Source organism: Muricoccus radiodurans (assembly GCF_050154705.1).
Lineage (GTDB): Bacteria > Pseudomonadota > Alphaproteobacteria > Acetobacterales > Acetobacteraceae > Roseomonas > Roseomonas radiodurans.
In genome coordinates this window covers 2552119-2569445 of the sequence record NZ_CP189561.1, presented here as the reverse complement: position 1 = coordinate 2569445, position 17327 = coordinate 2552119, and the positions used below count along the sequence as shown (strand labels likewise).

13 protein-coding genes are annotated in these 17327 nt (G+C 73.4%); 7 read left to right on the top strand and 6 right to left on the bottom strand.

What is annotated here, in order from left to right; all coding sequences use genetic code 11:
* Positions 1-28: 28 nt before the first annotated feature.
* The 7 genes from ACP6CK_RS12615 (at position 29) to ACP6CK_RS12585 (ending at position 8019) form a co-directional block, all read left to right on the top strand.
* On the top strand, positions 29-1627 hold the full coding sequence (locus ACP6CK_RS12615) for an ABC transporter substrate-binding protein (RefSeq protein WP_426959331.1): 1599 nt from the start codon (positions 29-31) through the stop codon (positions 1625-1627).
* Positions 1628-1658: 31 nt separating this feature from the next.
* Positions 1659-3359 carry a gamma-glutamyltransferase family protein gene (locus ACP6CK_RS12610; protein ID WP_426959330.1) on the top strand — a complete coding sequence of 567 codons (1701 nt, stop codon included), beginning with the start codon at positions 1659-1661 and terminating at the stop codon, positions 3357-3359.
* Between the two features lie 98 nt (positions 3360-3457).
* Positions 3458-4432 carry a Bug family tripartite tricarboxylate transporter substrate binding protein gene (locus ACP6CK_RS12605; RefSeq protein ID WP_426959328.1) on the top strand — a complete coding sequence of 325 codons (975 nt, stop codon included), beginning with the start codon at positions 3458-3460 and terminating at the stop codon, positions 4430-4432.
* Positions 4433-4442: 10 nt separating this feature from the next.
* Positions 4443-5723: a 3-isopropylmalate dehydratase large subunit gene (locus ACP6CK_RS12600; RefSeq protein ID WP_426959326.1), complete on the top strand. Its 1281-nt coding sequence runs from the start codon at positions 4443-4445 to the stop codon at positions 5721-5723.
* Positions 5720-6265: a hypothetical protein gene (locus tag ACP6CK_RS12595; protein ID WP_426959324.1), complete on the top strand. Its 546-nt coding sequence runs from the start codon at positions 5720-5722 to the stop codon at positions 6263-6265. The genes ACP6CK_RS12600 and ACP6CK_RS12595 overlap by 4 nt, the downstream gene beginning before the upstream one ends.
* 18 nt (positions 6266-6283) lie before the next feature.
* Positions 6284-7204 carry a 2-hydroxyacid dehydrogenase gene (locus ACP6CK_RS12590; protein WP_426959323.1) on the top strand — a complete coding sequence of 307 codons (921 nt, stop codon included), beginning with the start codon at positions 6284-6286 and terminating at the stop codon, positions 7202-7204.
* Positions 7205-7251: 47 nt separating this feature from the next.
* On the top strand, positions 7252-8019 hold the full coding sequence (locus ACP6CK_RS12585; protein ID WP_426959321.1) for a GntR family transcriptional regulator: 768 nt from the start codon (positions 7252-7254) through the stop codon (positions 8017-8019).
* Between the two features lie 4 nt (positions 8020-8023).
* Here ACP6CK_RS12585 and ACP6CK_RS12580 read toward each other — a convergent pair whose 3' ends face one another.
* From ACP6CK_RS12580 to ACP6CK_RS12555, 6 genes are all read right to left on the bottom strand, one after another.
* Complete coding sequence (locus ACP6CK_RS12580) at positions 8024-9904, bottom strand: response regulator (RefSeq protein WP_426959320.1); 1881 nt, start codon at positions 9902-9904, stop codon at positions 8024-8026.
* Positions 9901-11640 carry an ATP-binding protein gene (locus ACP6CK_RS12575; protein ID WP_426959318.1) on the bottom strand — a complete coding sequence of 580 codons (1740 nt, stop codon included), beginning with the start codon at positions 11638-11640 and terminating at the stop codon, positions 9901-9903. Before ACP6CK_RS12575 ends, ACP6CK_RS12580 begins: the two co-directional genes overlap by 4 nt.
* Positions 11637-12689: a chemotaxis-specific protein-glutamate methyltransferase CheB gene (gene cheB / locus ACP6CK_RS12570; RefSeq protein ID WP_426959908.1), complete on the bottom strand. Its 1053-nt coding sequence runs from the start codon at positions 12687-12689 to the stop codon at positions 11637-11639. The genes ACP6CK_RS12575 and cheB overlap by 4 nt, the downstream gene beginning before the upstream one ends.
* A 106-nt stretch (positions 12690-12795) precedes the next feature.
* On the bottom strand, positions 12796-15009 hold the full coding sequence (locus tag ACP6CK_RS12565; RefSeq protein ID WP_426959316.1) for a hybrid sensor histidine kinase/response regulator: 2214 nt from the start codon (positions 15007-15009) through the stop codon (positions 12796-12798).
* Positions 15010-15015: 6 nt separating this feature from the next.
* Positions 15016-16695 (bottom strand): methyl-accepting chemotaxis protein, encoded by a 1680-nt coding sequence (locus tag ACP6CK_RS12560; RefSeq protein ID WP_426959314.1) that lies wholly within the window; start codon positions 16693-16695, stop codon positions 15016-15018.
* Between the two features lie 60 nt (positions 16696-16755).
* Positions 16756-17325: a chemotaxis protein CheW gene (locus tag ACP6CK_RS12555; RefSeq protein WP_426959312.1), complete on the bottom strand. Its 570-nt coding sequence runs from the start codon at positions 17323-17325 to the stop codon at positions 16756-16758.
* Between the last annotated feature and the right edge of the window lie 2 nt (positions 17326-17327).

The window sequence follows — 17327 nt, the reverse complement described above, 5'->3', positions numbered from 1 at the left end:
GTCGCCGCCCGGCAGGAAGAGGTGTTGGATGTCGCGATTCGGCCGCTGGTGCGCTGTGGCGCTCGCCCTGGCAGGGATGGCCCTGCCGGCCGCACCGCGGGCCCAGACGCTGACCGTCGCGGTCGAGACGCCCTTCGGCATCGACCCGCACTTCATCTTCGTCGGCCCGAACATGGCGGCGGCGCGGCACGTCTATGACAGCGTGATCAACCGCGACTCCGAGAGCCGCTTCGTCCCCGGCATCGTCGAATCCTGGGAGCCAACCGACGAGACGACCTGGGTGCTGCACCTCCGCCGCGGCGTGACCTTCCACGACGGCAGTCCCTTCACGGCGGAGGACATCGCCTTCTCCATCGCCCGCGTGCCGGCGGTACCGAACAATCCCGGTCCCTACACGTCGAACCTGCGGACGATCACGGGCGTGGAGGTGGTCGATCCCTTCACGATCCGCATCCGCACGGACCGGCCGAACCCGACGCTGATGGGGCAGCTGACGAACATCTTCGTCGTCTCCCACATCGCGGCGCGCGGGACCGGGACCCCGGCCGGGGCCAGCACGGCCGACTTCAACGCGGGGCGCGCCGCCATCGGCACCGGCCCCTTCCGCCTGGCGCAGATGCGCGGGTCGGAGGGCATGTCGCTGACCCGCAACCCGACCTATTGGGGACCGCCCGCGGCCTACGAGCGGGTGGAACTCCGGGTGATCGGCAACGATGCCGGCCGCGTGGCGGCGCTGCTCTCGGGCGACGTGGACCTGATCGAGAGCGTGCCGCCCGGCGACGTGCCGCGGCTGGAGCGCGAATCCCGCGTGACGGTGTTCCGCCGCAACTCCGACCGCATCATGTTCCTGATCCCGAATGTGGGCGCGGACCGGCTGCCGCTGCTGACCGATCATGACGGGCGCCCGCTGGAGGGGAACCCGCTGAAGGACCTGCGGGTCCGGCAGGCCATCTCCATGGCGCTGGACCGCGCGGCGATCGTCGCCCGCGCGCTGGACGGGCAGGCGGTGGCGACGGGGCAGATGGTGCCGGAGCAGTTCGGCGCCTATGACCCCGCCTTCCCCGTGCCGCGCGCCGATGCCGAGGGCGCGCGCCGCCTTCTGGCGGAGGCCGGCTTCCCGCGCGGCTTCGGCCTGACCATCGGCTGCCCCAACAACCGCTTCGTGAACGATGCGCGGGTCTGTCAGGCGGTGGGCCAGATGCTGACGCGCGCCGGCTTCCAGGCGCGGGTGGAGACGATGCCCTGGAGCGTCTTCGTCCCCCGCACGGTCGAGGGCCGCAACGACCTGCCGCTGATGCTCTACGGGTTGTCGCTCTCCTCCTCCCGCGACGCGAGCTACATTCTCTCCACCGCCGTCCACAGCCGCAACGTCCAGGAGGCCTATGGCCAGGGCAATCGCGGCCGCTTCTCCCAGCCCGAGATGGACCGGCGGATCGTCGCCGCCATCATCCGCGGCGATGCGGGGCGGGAGGCGGCGCTGCGGGAGGTGATGCGCGCCGCGATCGAGCAGGTGCCGATCGTGCCGATGTACAACCAGGTGACGCTGGTCGCCGCGCGCCGCGGCATCGTCTACGAGCCACGCATGGACGAGCAGCTGCTCGCCTATCAGGCGCGGCCCGCGAATTAGTCCGCGCAGAGAAGAGACCGAGGAACACGCCATGAGTCCACGTCCCGTCATCGCCGGTCCGCGCCACGCGATCTCCGCCGGCCACTACCTCGCGGCCGGCGCGGGCCTTGCCATCCTGGAGGCAGGCGGAAATGCGATCGACGCCGGCGTCGCGGCCGGCCTCGTGCTCGGTGTGGTGCAGCCGGACATCGTGAATTTCGGCGGCGTCGCGCCGATCATCATCCGCCGCGCGGACGGGCGGGTGGAGAGCATCGCGGGCCTCGGTCACTGGCCCATGTCCCTGCCGCCGGACCTCTTCATGCGGGAGCACGGCGGCAAGATGCCGCGCGGCGTGCTGCGCACCGTGGTACCCGCCGCGCCGGATGCCTGGATCCAGGCGCTGGAGCGCCACGGCACCATGGGCTTCGCGCAGGTGTCGGAAGCCGCCATCCGCTTTGCGGAGGAGGGCTTCCCCGTCTATCCGATGATCCACGACAGCGTGTCGGCGCATGTGTCCGACTACGCGGAGTTCCCCTCCAACGCCGCGGTCTTCCTGCCCGGCGGCAAGCCGCACGCGGTGGGGGAACTGTTCATCCAGAAGGACCTTGCCGCGACGATCCGCCACATGGCGGATGAGGACCGGCGCGCCGCCGCGAAAGGCGGCCGGCTGTCCGGGCTGAAGGCCGCGCACGATGCCTTCTACAAGGGCGACATCGCCCAGAAGATCGTCGCCTTCATGAAGCAGGAGGGCGGCTATCTCTCGGCGGAGGACCTCGCGAACTTCCGCTCCCGCATCGAGCCGGTGGTGACGCGCGCCTGGCGCGGGCACGAGGTCACGACCTCCGGCCCCTGGTGCCAGGGCCCCGCGCTGCTGGAGGCGCTTCTGCTGATGGAGACGGCCGGGCTGGACGGGCTGTCCCACAACGGCGCCGACTACATCCACCTGCTGGCCGAGACGCTGAAGATCGCCATGGCCGACCGCGAGTACCACTTCGGCGATCCCGCCTTCCGCGACGTGCCGATCGACGCGCTGCTGGGCGACGCGCATCTCTCCGCGCGCGTGGCCGCCATCGACCGGCGGCGTGCCCATCCCGGCATGCCGGACGCGCTGCTGAGCCGCGGCACTGACATCCCCGCGCCGAGCCGGCGCACCACCGTGACCGCGGAACCCGACACCTCCTATGTCGCGGTCGTGGACCGGGAGGGGAACGCCTTCTCCGCCACGCCCTCGGACGGGACCTACAACGCGCCGCTGGTGCCGGGGCTGGGCTTCGTCTGCTCGCCGCGCGGCAGCCAGTCGCGGCCGGACCCGTCCCACCCCACCGGCGTGCGGCCCGGGGCGCGGCCGCGACTGACGCCGAACCCGGCCCTGGTTGTCACGCGGGACGGGGCGGTGATCCCCTTCGGCACGCCGGGCGGGGACGTGCAGATCCAGGCGATGCTCCAGGTGCTGCTGAACCACCTCCATTTCGGCATGAACCTGCAGGAGGCGGTGGAGGCGCCGCGTGTGGCGACCTACGCCTATCCCTCCTCCTTCGCGCCCTATGACTACTTCCCCGGCCGGCTGGCGGTGGAGTCACGCGTGCCCACCGCCGTGCGCGACGAGCTTCGCGCCCGCGGCCACGACGTGAAGGAGTGGCCGGACTACACCTGGTTGGCCGGCAGCGTGGAGGCGGTGCGGCTCGATCCGGCCACCGGCACGAAGATCGGCGCGGCCGATCCGCGGCGGCCCGCCCTCGCGCTGGCGATGTGACGGGGCCCCGGCGCAAAAGGCACATAGATTGGCTTTTGCGCCGAACGGCTGCTAAAACCCGCGGAAAGCGGGCGCGCAGCGCCCCGGGAGGGACGCGCATGCGCCGCGCATTGCTGAAGGGCTTCGGCCTCCTTGCCACCGGGCTGGCCAGCCCGGCCCTCGCCCAGGCCGACCGCTTCCCGGACCGGCCCATCCGGCTGGTGCTTCCCTATGCTCCCGGCGGCCCGGCCGATGCGTTCAGCCGCGCCCTCGGCCGCGGCGTCACGGACCGGCTGGGACAGCCCGTGATCGTGGACAGCCGCCCCGGCGCGGGCGGCGTGCTGGGGCTGGAGATCGTCGCGAAGGCTCCTCCGGACGGATACACGGTCGGGCTCGGCGGCACCGGCAACCTCGCCGCCCTCGGCAGCCTGATGCCCCAGCCGCCCTATGACCCGCTGCGGGACTTCGCCGCCATCTCCATGCTGGCCACCGTGCCGGAGATCCTGGCGGTCCACCCCTCCGTTCAGGCGCGCACGGTCGCCGAACTCATCGCGCTGGCAAAGGCGCGTCCGGGGAGCCTCTCCTTCGGGTCGGGCGGCAACGGCACCGGGCCGCACCTGGCAGGGGAGCTGCTGCGTCTGCGGACGGGTATCGACATCGTCCACGTGCCCTATCGCGGCGCCGCCCCGGCCACGACGGACCTTGTCTCCGGGCAGATCCAGATGATGGTGGGGGAGGGGCCGGCGATGCTCCCCTTCATCCGCGATGGACAGCTTCGCGCCCTGGCCGTGACGACGCGGGCCCGTTTCCCCGCGCTGCCGGAGGTGCCCACCCTGGCGGAAGCCGGAGTGCCCGACATCGAGCTGGAGAACTGGTACTCCCTCGTCGCGCCCGTGGCCGTGCCGTCGGCGCGGCTGGCGGTGCTGCGGCGCGCCGTGGTGGAATCGCTCGGCGATCCGGAGATCCAGCGCGTCATCGCCGCCCAGGGTGCCACCCCCGCCCCGGGCACGCCGGAAGCCCTGATGGACCACATCCGGCGGGAGGTGACCCGCTGGGCCGAGGTCGCCCGCGCCGCCGGCACGCGGGCGCAGTAGGACACCGCCGATGGCAGGCCAGACATTCGCCCAGAAGGTCATCGCCCGCGCGCTGGGGCGCGATGCGGTCGAGGTGGGGGAGTACGTCACCGTCTCCGCCGCCTACACCGTCTGCCAGGAGCTCTTCTGGCCGACGCACAAGGCGAATCTGGAGAAGATCGGCGTCGAACAGATCCCCCGCCCGGACAAGGCGGTGATGGTGATCGACCACTCCACCTCGGCCGCCATGGGATCGCACCACTACCAGACGCACCGCACCCTGAAGGACTGGTGCGCGAAGCAGGGGATCGAGAACTTCTTCGGCCCCGGCAGCGGCCTGCGCCATCAGGTGATGGTGGAGAACGGCTTCGCCCGCCCGGGCCTGCTGATCTTCTCGGATGAGGGAAACATCGCCAGCCTCGGCGCCGTCGGCGCGCTGAACATCCCCATCTCGACCGAGGTGCTCGTCTCGCTGATCGAGGACGAGAACTGGCTCGCGGTGCCGCCCGCCGCGCGCATCACCCTGACGGGCGCGCTGCCCTTCGGCGTGACGGCGCGGGACCTGATCCAGACGATCATCCGCGACTTCGGCGCCACCGACCGCCTGCTCGGCTGCTGCGTGGAATTCACCGGCCCGGCCATCGCCGGCCTGTCCATGGATGACCGGCAGACGATCCTCGCCTCGCTCTTCCACAGCGGCGCCTATACTGGCGTGATGCCGGTCGATGACGTGGCGCGCGCCTATGTCGAATCCCGCGCGAAGGGTAGGCCTTACTGGATCACCGAGGCCGATCCGGACGCGGATTACGTCCTGGAGGCGTCCTACGACCTCTCCGCCCTGACGCCGATGGTCACGCGCCCGCCAGACCTGCATGGCGGCGTGCCGGTGGAGGCGCTGGCCGGGCTGCGGATCGACCAGGCGACGATCGGCTCCTGCTCCGGCAATCGGCTGGACGACATGCGCCAGACCGCGGAAATCCTGCGCGGCCGCAGGGTGGCACGGCACGTCACCCTCTACATCACGCCGGGCAGCCGCGAGATCTACTCGGCCGCGGCGCGGGAAGGGTTGCTGGAGGTCTTCTCCGATGCCGGGGCCACGGTGCTCGGGCCGGGCTGCACCACCTGCTGGGGCTATCAGGGGCAGCTCAACGACCACGAGGTCCTGATCTCCACCCAGCAGTTCAACTACCAGGGCCGCAACGGCAGCCGGCTCGCGGATGTCTATCTCGCCGGCCCCTACGCCGTCGCCGCCGCCGCGGTGGCCGGGGAGATCACCGATCCCCGCGCGCTTTTGGCGGAGCACGCCGCATGAGCGAGACCACCCTGCGCGGCCGGGTCTGGAAGTTCGGCGACAACATCTGCGGCGACGACGGCATCATCGATTTCTCCATCGTGCGGGAAGGCTTCGGCAAGGCCTTCGACGAGGAGGGCCTGCGCGCCATGTGCTTCCGCCGCCTGCGCCCGGAATTCCCGGCGGAGGTGCGGCCCGGCGACCTCGTGGTGGGCGGCCGCAACTTCGGCCACCACAACCATGTGGAGGTCAGCGTCGCGATCAAGGTGTCCGGCATCGCGGTGGTCGTGGTGGAATCCTGCGAATCCGGCATCATCCGACGCGCCCTGAATGTCGGCCTGCCCATCATGACCTGCCCCGGGATCACCGCGGCGGTGGAGGACGGGGAGGTGATGGAGGCCGATCCCGCCACCGGAATGATCCGCACCGCCTCCGGCGGGGAGTTGCGGGCGAAGCCCTTCTCCCCCCGCATGGTGCAGATCTGGAAGGCCGGTGGCACCATCCCGCTCCTGCAACGCGAATTCGCCGCCCGCCGCGCCGCCGCGCAGCCAACCCCTGCTTGAGACGAGAGAACCGATCCGTTGTCCGAGACGAAAGAGCGCATCCTCATCCTGCCCCCCATCCCGGCGGACCTCCGCACGGAGCTGGCGAAGCATTACGACCTGACCGACGACCGCACCGAGCCCGGCCTGCGCATCGCCGTCACGTCCAGCATGGGGGGCGCGGATGACGCGACCATGGCCTCCATCCCCGGCCTGCGCTTCATCGGCTGCAACGGCACCGGCCTGGACCGCTTCGACCTGCCCGCCGCCCGCCGCCGCGGCATCGCCGTCTGCAACACGCCGGACGAGCTGACCGAGGACGTGGCCGACTTCGCCATCGGCCTGATCTACGCGACGCTCCGCCGCATGGCGGAGTCCGACCGCTTCGTGCGCGCCGGCACCTGGTCCGGCGGGGCCCGCATGTCGAACAGCGTGCGGGTCTCGGGCAAGATGCTGGGCATCGTCGGCATGGGCCGGATCGGCCAGACCATCGCCCGCAAGGCCACGGGGGTGGGCATGTCCGTCGCCTGGAACGGTCCGCGTCCGAAGCCGGACCTGTCCTACGCCTATGTCCCGGACCTCATGGAACTCGCCCGTGCCTCGGACGTGCTGCTGCTCGTCATGCCCGCCAGCCCGGCCACCCAGGGTGTGGTGAACGCGGCGGTGCTGGAGGCGCTGGGACCGAAGGGCTATCTCATCAACATCGCCCGCGGCTCGGTGGTGGATGAGGCGGCGCTGCTGCACGCGCTGGAGACGAACGCCATCGCCGGCGCCGGCCTGGACGTCTTCGCCAGGGAGCCGGGCCTCGATCCCCGCTTCCTGAAGCTGGAGAATGCCGTGCTCACCCCGCACTACGCGGCGCTGACGAACGAGACGCGGGCGGCGATGATCGGCCGAATCCTCTCGGACATCGCGGCCTTCCGGGAAGGGCGGCCTTTCCGGGACGCGGCGACCGCCTGATGACCGGGGGCGCTCGCGCCGTTGTTCCGGGTATGGGACAAGACGCCATGAACGCCCGCCTTGCCGAAGCGCCCCCTTCCCCCGGGAAGGGGCGCGTGGACCTCTCCCGCTCCGCCGTCTCCCGCTACATCCAGCTCGCCACCCTGTTCCGGCACCGCATCGCGACCGGGGCCTGGAAGCTCGGGCAGCAGATCCCGACCGTGGACGATCTGGCCGCCGAATGCGGCGTCGCCCGCGCCACCATCCGCCAGGCCCTCGACCAGCTGGAGGCGGAGGGGCTGATCGAGCGCTTCCGCGCCAAGGGCACCTTCGTCCGCGCGACCCCGCGCGGCGGGCTCTGGTGCGAGGTGGAGACGGACTGGTCCGGCCTTCTCCGCTCCCGCGAAGGGGCGGAGATCGAGATCCTCGGCGACACGCCCGGCCTCGCCGGGGAAGTGGTGCCGGAGAGCATCGGCACGCCGGCGCCGCGCTACCGCCACCTCCGGCGCCGCCACTGGCGGGACGGGCAGCCCTTCCTGCTGGCCGACGTGTACCTGGACGAACGGCTCTCGCCCCTGATCACCGAGGCGGACCTGCGCAGCAAGACCGCGCTGAACCTCGTCTCCCACCTACCTGGCGTGAAGATCGCGGAGGCGCGCCAGACCCTGACCATCGGCGCCGCCGACGTGGAGACGGCCTCCGCCCTGCACCTGCCGCTGAACGCGCCGGTCGCGCATGTGCACCGGGCCGCCGCCGATGCGGACGGCGTGCTCATCCTCGTGGCGGACGGGATCTACCGCGGCGACGTGGTGCGGCTGGACATCAAGCTGAAGTAGCGGATCAGGCGTCGGTCCGCGCCTCTTCCGCCTCCAGCAGCACCGCCACGTGCTCCGCCAGGTCCTGCTGGCGATAGGGCTTGTGCAGGACGGGGATGTCGGCGGAGAGCTTCGCCAGCTCCGCGTAGCCCGTGACCACGAGGATCGGCAGGCCCGGGCGCATGGCGCGGGCCCGCTCGGACAGCTCCGCCCCGTTCATGCGCGGCATCGCGAAGTCCGCCACCAGCAGGGCGATGGAGGGGTCGGATTCGAGCATCCGAAGGGCGGCATCGCCGTCCGCCGCTTCCAGCGTCTCGTGCCCGAGGTCGGAGAGGAAGCCGGCCGTCACCTCCCGCACCGTGGCCTCGTCGTCCACCACCAGCACGCGAGAGGCGGGCTGGGGCGGGGGCATGGCCGGCTCCTCGCCGGTCTCGTCCGTCTCGGTGTCCGTCGCGCGCGGCAGGTAGAGGGTGACGCGCGTGCCCTCGCCCGGCGTGCTCTCGATGGTGATGGAGCCGCCGGACTGGCGCGTCAGGCCATAGACCATGGAGAGGCCGAGGCCCGTCCCCTTGCCCACCTCCTTCGTGGTGAAGAAGGGCTCGAACACGCGCGCCAGCACCTCCGGCGACATGCCCGTGCCCTGGTCCGCCACGGAGACCGCGAGGTAGTCGCCGGCCGGCAGCTCCGCCACCTCCCCCTCCGCGACGGTCGCGTTACGCGTGCCGAGGGTGATGGCGCCGCCGCCGGGCATCGCGTCCCGGGCATTGATGCAGAGGTTCAGCAGGGCGAGCTCCAGCTGGTCCGGGTCCACCTGGGCCGGCCAGGGCTGGGGCGCGAGCTCCCGCCGCACCTCCACCGTGCCGCCGAGCGTGCGGGCGAGCAGGTCGCCCATGCCGCGGATCAGCCCGTTCACCTCCACCGTGCGCGGGGCCAGCTCGTGCTGGCGGGAGAAGGAGAGGAGCCGCCGGGTGAGCGCCGAGCCGCGCTCCGCCGCGAGGGTGGCGTTGCGCAGCAGCCGGATGAGGGCCGGGTTATCCCCCACGCGCCGCCCCGCCAGCTGCAACGAGCCGAGGATGGCCGTCAGCAGGTTGTTGAAGTCGTGCGCGACGCCGCCGGCCATGGTGCCCAGTGCCTGCATCTTGTCGGCCTGGCGCAGCCGCGCCTCCATCTTCCGCGCCTCGGTCACGTCCCGCTCGATGGCGACGAGCAGGCCGTTCCGCAGGGGAATGCGGCTGACGTGAAACCAGCGCGTCGGCGCGTCCTCGGCGGGCCGCTCCTCCAGGGATTCCTGCGGGGCCTGGGCCGCGAGCTCCTCCGCCCGCGTCAACTGCGCGGCGCTGGTGGGCGGCAGGAACGCCGCCTCCCGGCGTCCCAGCGCGGCGGCGGCCGTCGTGCCCAGCGAACGGGCCTTGGCCTCGTTCAGTCGGATGAAACGCCCCTCCGCATCCTTGAAGGACAGCAGGTCGGGCGTGTTCTCCAGCAGGCCGCGGAGCAGTGTCCGCTCGGTCTCCAGGGCGCGGGCCAGGCGGTGGCGCTCATGCGCGCCCTCCACCATGCCGCGCAGGGCGGTCGGCTCCCAGGGCTTAGCGGCGTAGCCCGCGATGCGGCCGCGGTTCACCGCGCCAACCACGGCTTCCAGCTCGGCGTAGCCGGTCAGCAGGATGGCCTGCGCGTCCGTGAGGGCGCGGGCCCGTTCCAGGAAGACGTCGCCCGTCATCCCCGGCATCCGCTGGTCCGAGAGGATGACGGAAACCTCCCCCGCCGCCCCGTCCCGCAGCATGTCCAGGGCCTGGGCCGGGGAGGTGGTCGAGAGGACGTCGTAGTCGTCCTCCAGCAGGTCGGTGAGGGCCGTCAGGATCTCCGGCTCGTCGTCCACCAGCAGGATGGTGCCGCGCGCCTCGCTCATGTGCGCGCCTCCGCCGGGACGCGGATGGTGAAGCGGGCGCCGCCATGCGGCGCATCGTCCACGGCGATGCTGCCCTTGTGCTGCTGCACGACGGCATAGGCGATGGACAGGCCGAGGCCCGTGCCGGACCCGACCGGCTTGGTCGTGAAGAAGGGCTCGAAGATGCGGGCGCGGATCGCCTCCGGCACGCCCGGACCATTGTCCGAGACGGCGATCACGTAGTCCCCGTCCTCCGCCCGCGTCTCGATCAGAATACGCCCCCCGGCGACCCCCGCGGCCGTGATGGCGTCCGCGGCATTGCCGATGACGTTCATCACCACCTGGTTCAGAAGGGCAGGAGAACAGCGCAGCAGGCGCGGCGCGTCCAGTCGCCTCTCCACCACGATCCGGTCAGACAGCTTGTGGGTCAGCAGCACGAGCACCGTACCGATCGCCTCGGGAACGTCCACCTCCTGTGTCCCCGCATCGTCCAGGCGGGAGAATTTGCGGAGGTTCTGCACCAGCTCCTGGATCCGCTTCAGGCCGAGCGTCATGGAGCCGGCGCGGGTGACCGCCTTCTCCACGGTCCGTGCGGACTCGGCGTCCCCGGCCACGCGGGGCGCCAGCTGGCCCAGCAGCCGCTCCACCGTCCCCTGATGCGCCAGGATGAAGGCGAGCGGGTTGTTGATCTCGTGCGCGATGCCCGCCACCAGTTCGCCGAGGGAGGCCATCTTCGCGGCCTGGACCAGCTTGCCCTGGGTGTCGCGCAGCGCGCGGTTCGTCGCCTCCAGCTCCGCATTGGCGCGTTCCAGCGCGTCGGCCAGCGCGGCGCGGGACTCGGCCGCGGCGGCCTCGGCACGGGCCCGTTCGGCGGCCAGGGCCCGTTCGCGCAGCTCCGCCTCGATCCGGCTGTTCTCCTCCCGTAGCAGCTTGCGGCGGACCAGGGCGCGCAGGCGCGGGCGGATGGCCTCCGCCGCGGCCTCCGGCGGCAGCACGTCGTCGGCCCCGGCCTCGAAGGCGGCGGGCGTCTCGCGCGCGGGGCCGAGGACGGCGATCCGGAAGCCGCGCCCCTCGTTCCGCAGGGCGTCCAGGCGGCGCAGCAGCGTCAGGCCGGATGCGCCGAGGCCGGAGAGGTTCAGCACCACCGCGTCCCAGGGATCGCCCGCACGGGCGGCCGCCTCCAGCGCCGCGGCGGCGCCGACCGCCTCCACCTGCTCCCCGTCCGAGGCCAGCAGGGCCGAGAGCCAGAGCCGATGCGTCGGGCTGTCATCCACCAGCAGCAGGCTGGCGCGGCGGAATCCGGCGGCGGAGCCGGGCACCTCCTCCGCGGCGTCGTCCGCGCCGCCATGCGGCATCTCCCGGCGCAGCAGGGCGCGCAGCCGCAGCAGGATCAGCTCCCGACCGGCCGACTTGGGCGCGTAGGCGTCGGCGCCGCTCTCCAGCCCCTGGCGTTCCAGCGCGCCGCCCTCGTCGTCGGCGACATCCGTCAGCATCAGCACGGGCAGCGCGCGGGCGCGGACATTCATGCGGATCCGCCGGACCAGCTCGTCGCCGTTCATGCCGGGCAGGTGGTAGTCGGCGATCACGAGGCCGGGCAGGGGACCGTTCAGCCCCTCGAGCGCCGCCTCCGCCGTCGCGGCGCGGGTGACGGCGAAGCCCTCCGCCTCCAGCATGCGGCGGAGCTGGAGGGCCTGGGTGTCCGAATCCTCGACCAGGAGGATCCGGGGCGCCAGCGGGGCTGCAGCGATGGCGCTCAAGCCGGTGCCCCGGGGCCGGCAGGCTGCACCGCGCGCAGCAGCCGCGGCGCGATCATCTCCAGCGGAAGGCTCGCAGACGCGCCGCCCATGCGCACCGCCGCCGCCGGCATCCCGTAGACCACGGCGGTCGTCTCATCCTCCGCGATGGTCAGGCCGCCCGCCGCACGCAGCGCGGTCAGGCCCTGGGCCCCGTCCTCCCCCATGCCGGTGAGCAGCACGCCCAACCCGCGCGGGCCGAGCGAGCGCGCCATGGAGCCGAAGAGCACGTCCGCCGAGGGCCGCTGGCCCGGCGTCGCCCGCAGCCCGGGCGGCGGCTCCTCCAGCACGCGCAGCACGCCGCCGGGCGAGACGGTCAGGTGGCGGTCGCCGGGTGCGACGTGCACCTCGCCCGGCCGCGGCACGGCGCCTTCCCGCGCCAGGATCACGCGGGGCGGCACGATGCCGTTCAGCCACTCCGCGAAGCCCTCCATGAAGGGCGCTCCCATGTGCTGGACGAGGAGGACGGGCACCGGAAAGCCCGCGGGCAGCGCGCCCAGCACCCGGGCCAGCGCCGGCGGCCCGCCCGTGGAGGCGGCGATCCCGACGAGGGAGGGCGGCGCCGGATCGGGCGCCGGAGCCTCGGCCGGACGGCCCATCGCGGCGAGGGGCCGCCGACGGATCACCGGCACCTGGCTCATGATCGCGAGCTGGGTGGCGATGGCGTCCGCCATCGCCTCATAGCCCGCGCTGGCCGGGCCGAAGGGCTTCTCCACCACCGCCAGGGCGCCGGCCCGCAGCGCGTTCATCGACAGGCGCGTGCCGGCCGCGCCCGCGGCATCGGCGATCACCACGATCGGGGTCGGGTGCTCCGCCATGATGCGCCGCGTCGCCTCCAGCCCGTCCATCCCGGGCAGGCGGATGTCCATCGAGACGACGTCGGGCTGGATGCGGCCGATCTCCGCCAGCGCCTCCTCCGCGGTGCCGACCGCGGCCACGAGGTCGAGCCGCGGGTCGCGGGCGACGATGTGGGACAGGAGCTGCCGCACCACGGCGCTGTCCTCCACGATCATCACGCGGACCGGCGCCGTCCGGGACGTTCCCGGGGCGGTGCGGGACGCGCTGATCGGCATGCGGCGCGGGACGGGGACTTCGCTCAATCGGGTTCCGTTCGGGTTCTCAGATCATCTGGCCGATGGTCGCGAGCAGCGCGTCCTGGTCGAAGCCCTGCTTCGTCAGATAGGACGCCGCCCCTAATTCCATGCCCCGCCGCACGTCCTCCGGTCGGTCGCGCGAGGTCATCAGCACCACCGGCAGGGCGGCCAGCCGGGGGTCGGCCTTCATCGCCGCGAGAAGCCCGAACCCGTCGAGCCGGGGCATTTCCACGTCCGCCAGGACGAGGTCAACGGCACCGAGCCCCGCGCGCAGCAAGTTGAGCGCGTCCTGCCCGTCCACCGCCAGGACCACCCGGTAGCCGCCCGCCTCCAGGATGCTCTTCTCCAGCGTGCGGGTCGTGATGGAGTCGTCCACCACCAGGACCGTCCGCTTGGCCGCGGGCGCCGCCTCCGGTTCCGCCTGCGGCACGGCCGGAAGCGGGCGCCAGTCCCCTGCCTGCCAGCGGCTCATCAGCCCGTCCGGCCGCAGGACGAGGGCGATGGCCTCCTCCTCCAGCAACGTCGCGCCGGAGACGAGGGCCGCATCCACCCCCGGCGCGTCCACCTCCCCCACCACGAGGTTGCGCACGTCCCGCAGCGCCGTCGCGGCGAGCGCCATCCGCGTGGTGCCGCGGGTGAGCAGCACGGCCGGGGTCGAGGCACCGCCCGGCGCGACCTCCTCCAGGCCGAGGAGGGAGGTCAGGGGGACGATCGGCACCACCGCCTCCGCGCCGTCGAGCGTGAGGCGGGCGACGGGGCGGCCCTCCGCCCGCGCGAGGGTACGGGGAGGGATGTCCAGCAGCGGCCCCACCGTCACGCCGACACCCCGGCCCGCGGCGCCGGAGGAGGGAAGCGCGAAGACCTGGCCGCCCGCCTCCAGCAGCAGCAGGGCTTGGCGGGCCGTGGCGAAGGGCAGCTCCAGCACCACCTCCGTCCCGCGCGGGGCGCGGCGGCGCATCGCAGCCCCGCCCCGCATCGCCCGCGCCGCTTCGGCGACGACCGACATCCCCATGCCCCGGCCCTGGAGTCGGTCCACCCCCTCGGCGGTGGAGAGCCCGGCCTCGAAGGCCATGCGGAGCACCCGGGCCGGCGAGGGGGGCGGCGCCCCCGGCGCGCGGGCCGGCAGCAGCCCCCGGGAAACCGCGGCGGCCTCCAGCTTCGCCAGGTCCGGGCCGGGCCCGTCGTCCCAGACCGTCACCCGCAAGCGTCCGCCGGAGGCGGCGACGCGCAGGCCGATCTCCCCCCGTTCCCCATCCGTCCGGGCCCCATGGCCGAGGGCGTTCCGCAGGAGGTGCAATACCGGATCCTTCAGCGCCTGCAGCGTGCGGCGCTCCGCCTGAACCTCCATCCCCTCCAGCCGGACGACGACGTCGCGGCCGGCCTCCCGCGCCATCTCGCGCACGGCGCGCCCGAGGGCACCGAAGACGGTCTCCGCCGGAACGAGGGAGACGGCCTCCACCTCCTCCCGCAGGGCGCGGCCGGCGCGGTCCAGCGTGTCGGCGGCGTCCCGACCCCCGCGCGCCAGGGCACCGACGCGGCGCGTGAGGGCGGCGAGCGACGCCTCGAAGCCCCTGGGACGGGCCTCGTGGGCGGCATCGGGCGCCAGGGTGGCGCGCAGCGCCTCCCAGTCCCGGCGCAGGCCGCGCAGCCCGGCCTCCACCTCGCGCCAGGACGCCGTCTCGTCGCCGCGCTGCATGAGGGCGAGGAGCTCGTGCGCCGCGCTCGAGAGACGCTCCAACTGCGCCGTCTCCACGCGGACGAAGGCGTCGTCGGCGGGGCCGGCCGGACGCTCCGGCGGCGAGGGCGGTGGGGAGGACGGGCTCGCCGGCGGCGGAGCCGGAGGCGGCCCCGTGACGGACACGCCGGCCGGCGCGTCCAGGGCGGCCAGCACCGCCTCGACCGCAGGCGGCGCCGCGCCGGCCGCCGCCGCGGCGGCGCTGGCCTCGATCGCGTCCAGGCCGCGGTGCAGGCGGGTGATGGCGGCGTGATCCAGCGGCGCCGCCCCCTCCATCACCGGGCCGAGGATCGCCTCCAGCCGGTGCGCCACCGCCTCCACGTCGGGCAGGTCCACGGCGCGGGCGGCGCCCTTCAGGCTGTGGGCGCGGCGGAAGACCTCGCGCAGCGTCGCGGCATCGGCGGGCGCGTCCTCCGCGGCCGAGAGGATCGCGCGGATGGCCGAGAGGTGCTCCCGGTGCTCGGCGGCGAAGGCCGCCAGCAGCTCCTGCCGGAAGTCCGACACGGCGGCCTAGGTCCGGTACTGGCCCGCCAGCGTCACGAGTTCCCGGCTCAGCTCCGCCAGGTTGCCGGCTGCCTGCTCCAGTTGCCGCGTGCCGGTCGCGGTCTGCTGGCTCGCCTGGCGGATGTTCGTCAGCGCGCCCATCACCTGCTCGATGCCGAGCTGCTGCTGGTTCGTGCTGGCGACGATCTGCTGGAAGGTCTGCACCGCCTCCTGCACGCGGGCGGTGATCTCCCGGATCGACTCCTGCGTCGTGGCGGTGCGCTCCCGCCCAGCAGCGGAGCGCTTCACCGCCTCCTCGGTCAGCATCACGCTCGCGTTGATGCCGCGCTGCACGTCGCCGAGGATGGCCCGCACCTGCGCCGTAGCCTCCTTCGCCTGGTCGGCGAGCGACTTCAGCTCCGCCGCGACCACCGTGAAGCTGCGCCCTGCCTCGCCGGCGGCGGCCGCCTCGATGGCGGCGTTCAGCGCCAGCAGGTGGGCGCGCTCGGAGATGTCATTCACCGTGGCGGTGATCTCGCCGATCGCCTGGGTCTTCTCGGACAGGGCGACGATGTTCTCGGCCGCGCGCTCGGCCCCCTCGCGGATGCCGTCCATCGCGCGCACCGTTTCCTCCACCGCGTGCAGGCCGGCGTCGCTGGTGCGGACGGTGGCCTGGGCGGCGGCGATCACCTCCTGCGCGCGCTTGCCGATCTGCGCGCCGGAATGGGTGATCTCGTCCACGGTTGCCGCGGTCTCCTGCACGGCGGCGAGCTGCTCCTCCACGCTCGCGGCCTGCTCCTGCGTGCTCGCGCGGATCTCGGCGGTCGCGGCGTCCAGCCGGACGGTCGCCTCCCGGTTCTGGTGGGCGAGCCGCCGCAGCCCCTCCACCATGCCGTTCAGCGTGACGCCGAGCTGGCCGATCTCGTCGCGGCCCGTCGCCGCCGCGGCGCCGGTCAGGTCGCCGCGCCCCACGCGCTGCACGAAGGCTGTGAAATCGGACAGCGGCACCGTGATCGCCCGCCGGACGAGGACGGACACGAGGATGCTCAGCAGCACGGCGACGCCGAGCCCGACGAGGATGGACATCCGGCTGTCCTCGTAGATCTCGGCCACGCGGCGCTGGCCGGCGGTGATCACACCGTTCAGCAGGTCTTCGGCCCGGTCGAGCGTCGCGTCCAGCTCGCGCGTGGCGGTGGCCAGCGGCTGCTCGGCGGCGAAGATGGCGGCGGTGTCGCCCGCCGCCATGGCGCGGAACTTCGCCTCTCCCCGCGCGCGGATCTGTTGGAGCTGGCCCGTGGCCTGGCTCAGGGCCGCAGCGACTTGGCGCCAGCTCTCGATGCGGTCGGGCACGAGGGCGGTCGCGGCGTAGCGCTGCGCCGTGGCGGCGATCTCGGCGATCAGGCGCTCGGTCCGCCCGCCGCTCTCGGCCCAGGCGGCCAGGACATCCATCGCGGGAAGGCGCGTCGCCTCCGGCCCGGGCGTCAGCCGCTCGACATAGCGGATCAGGGCGCCGGACCGCACGTCGCGGAGCGCCATCTGCGCCTCGCGCAGGCTGGTGACCTGACGGAGCATCGCGACGTCGCGCGCGACGATTCCCTGGGTGGTGTTCACCGCGCTCTCGAGCTGTCCCAGCCCATAGACGCCGAGACCCACCATGAGCAGGACGAGCAGCGAGAAGCCGAGCAGGGTTCGGTTGACGATGGACAAGCGGTCAGGCTCCCGGCTGGGCGTTCGGGCGGTGGGGCGGCCACGCGCGGCGGGGGCGCGTCACGGACGCCGCCCCTCGGTGCTGAGATAGGGCCGCAACAGGCGTTCGAGGTCCAGCACCGCGACCAGCGGCGCACCCTCCGCCGGCAGGGCGGCCCTGAAGGCCACCGACCCGGCCGAGGTCCCGGAATCGACGATCGGCGTCGGACGGGCGGTGGCCTCCGCGCGGTCCACGCGCAGCGCCAGCCGGCGGGACGGCCGGGCCGGAAGCGGCCGCAGCAGCACGTCGTGGCGGATCGCCCCGGCCTCTCCGGCCCCGCCCCCGAGCAGGAGGCCGAGGTCGAGCACACTGTAGAGCCGCCCGGCCCGGGCCCGCAGGCCGAGCACGGCGGCCGGGGCGCCCGGGATGGGGGAGGGGGGCGCGGCGGGCAGCACCTCCGCGACGGCCGCGAGGGGCAGGCCGTAGGTCTCGGCCCCCAGCATGAGGAGAAGGACGGGCTCGCCCTCGGCCCCGTGCTGCGGCGGGGTCCGCGCGGCGAGGGCCCGGGCGCGACTGTCCAGCAGCCGGTGCAGCCGGTCTCCGTCCAGGGCGCCGACCGCGCCTGGTTCCGGCAGGAGGCGCAGGGCCATGC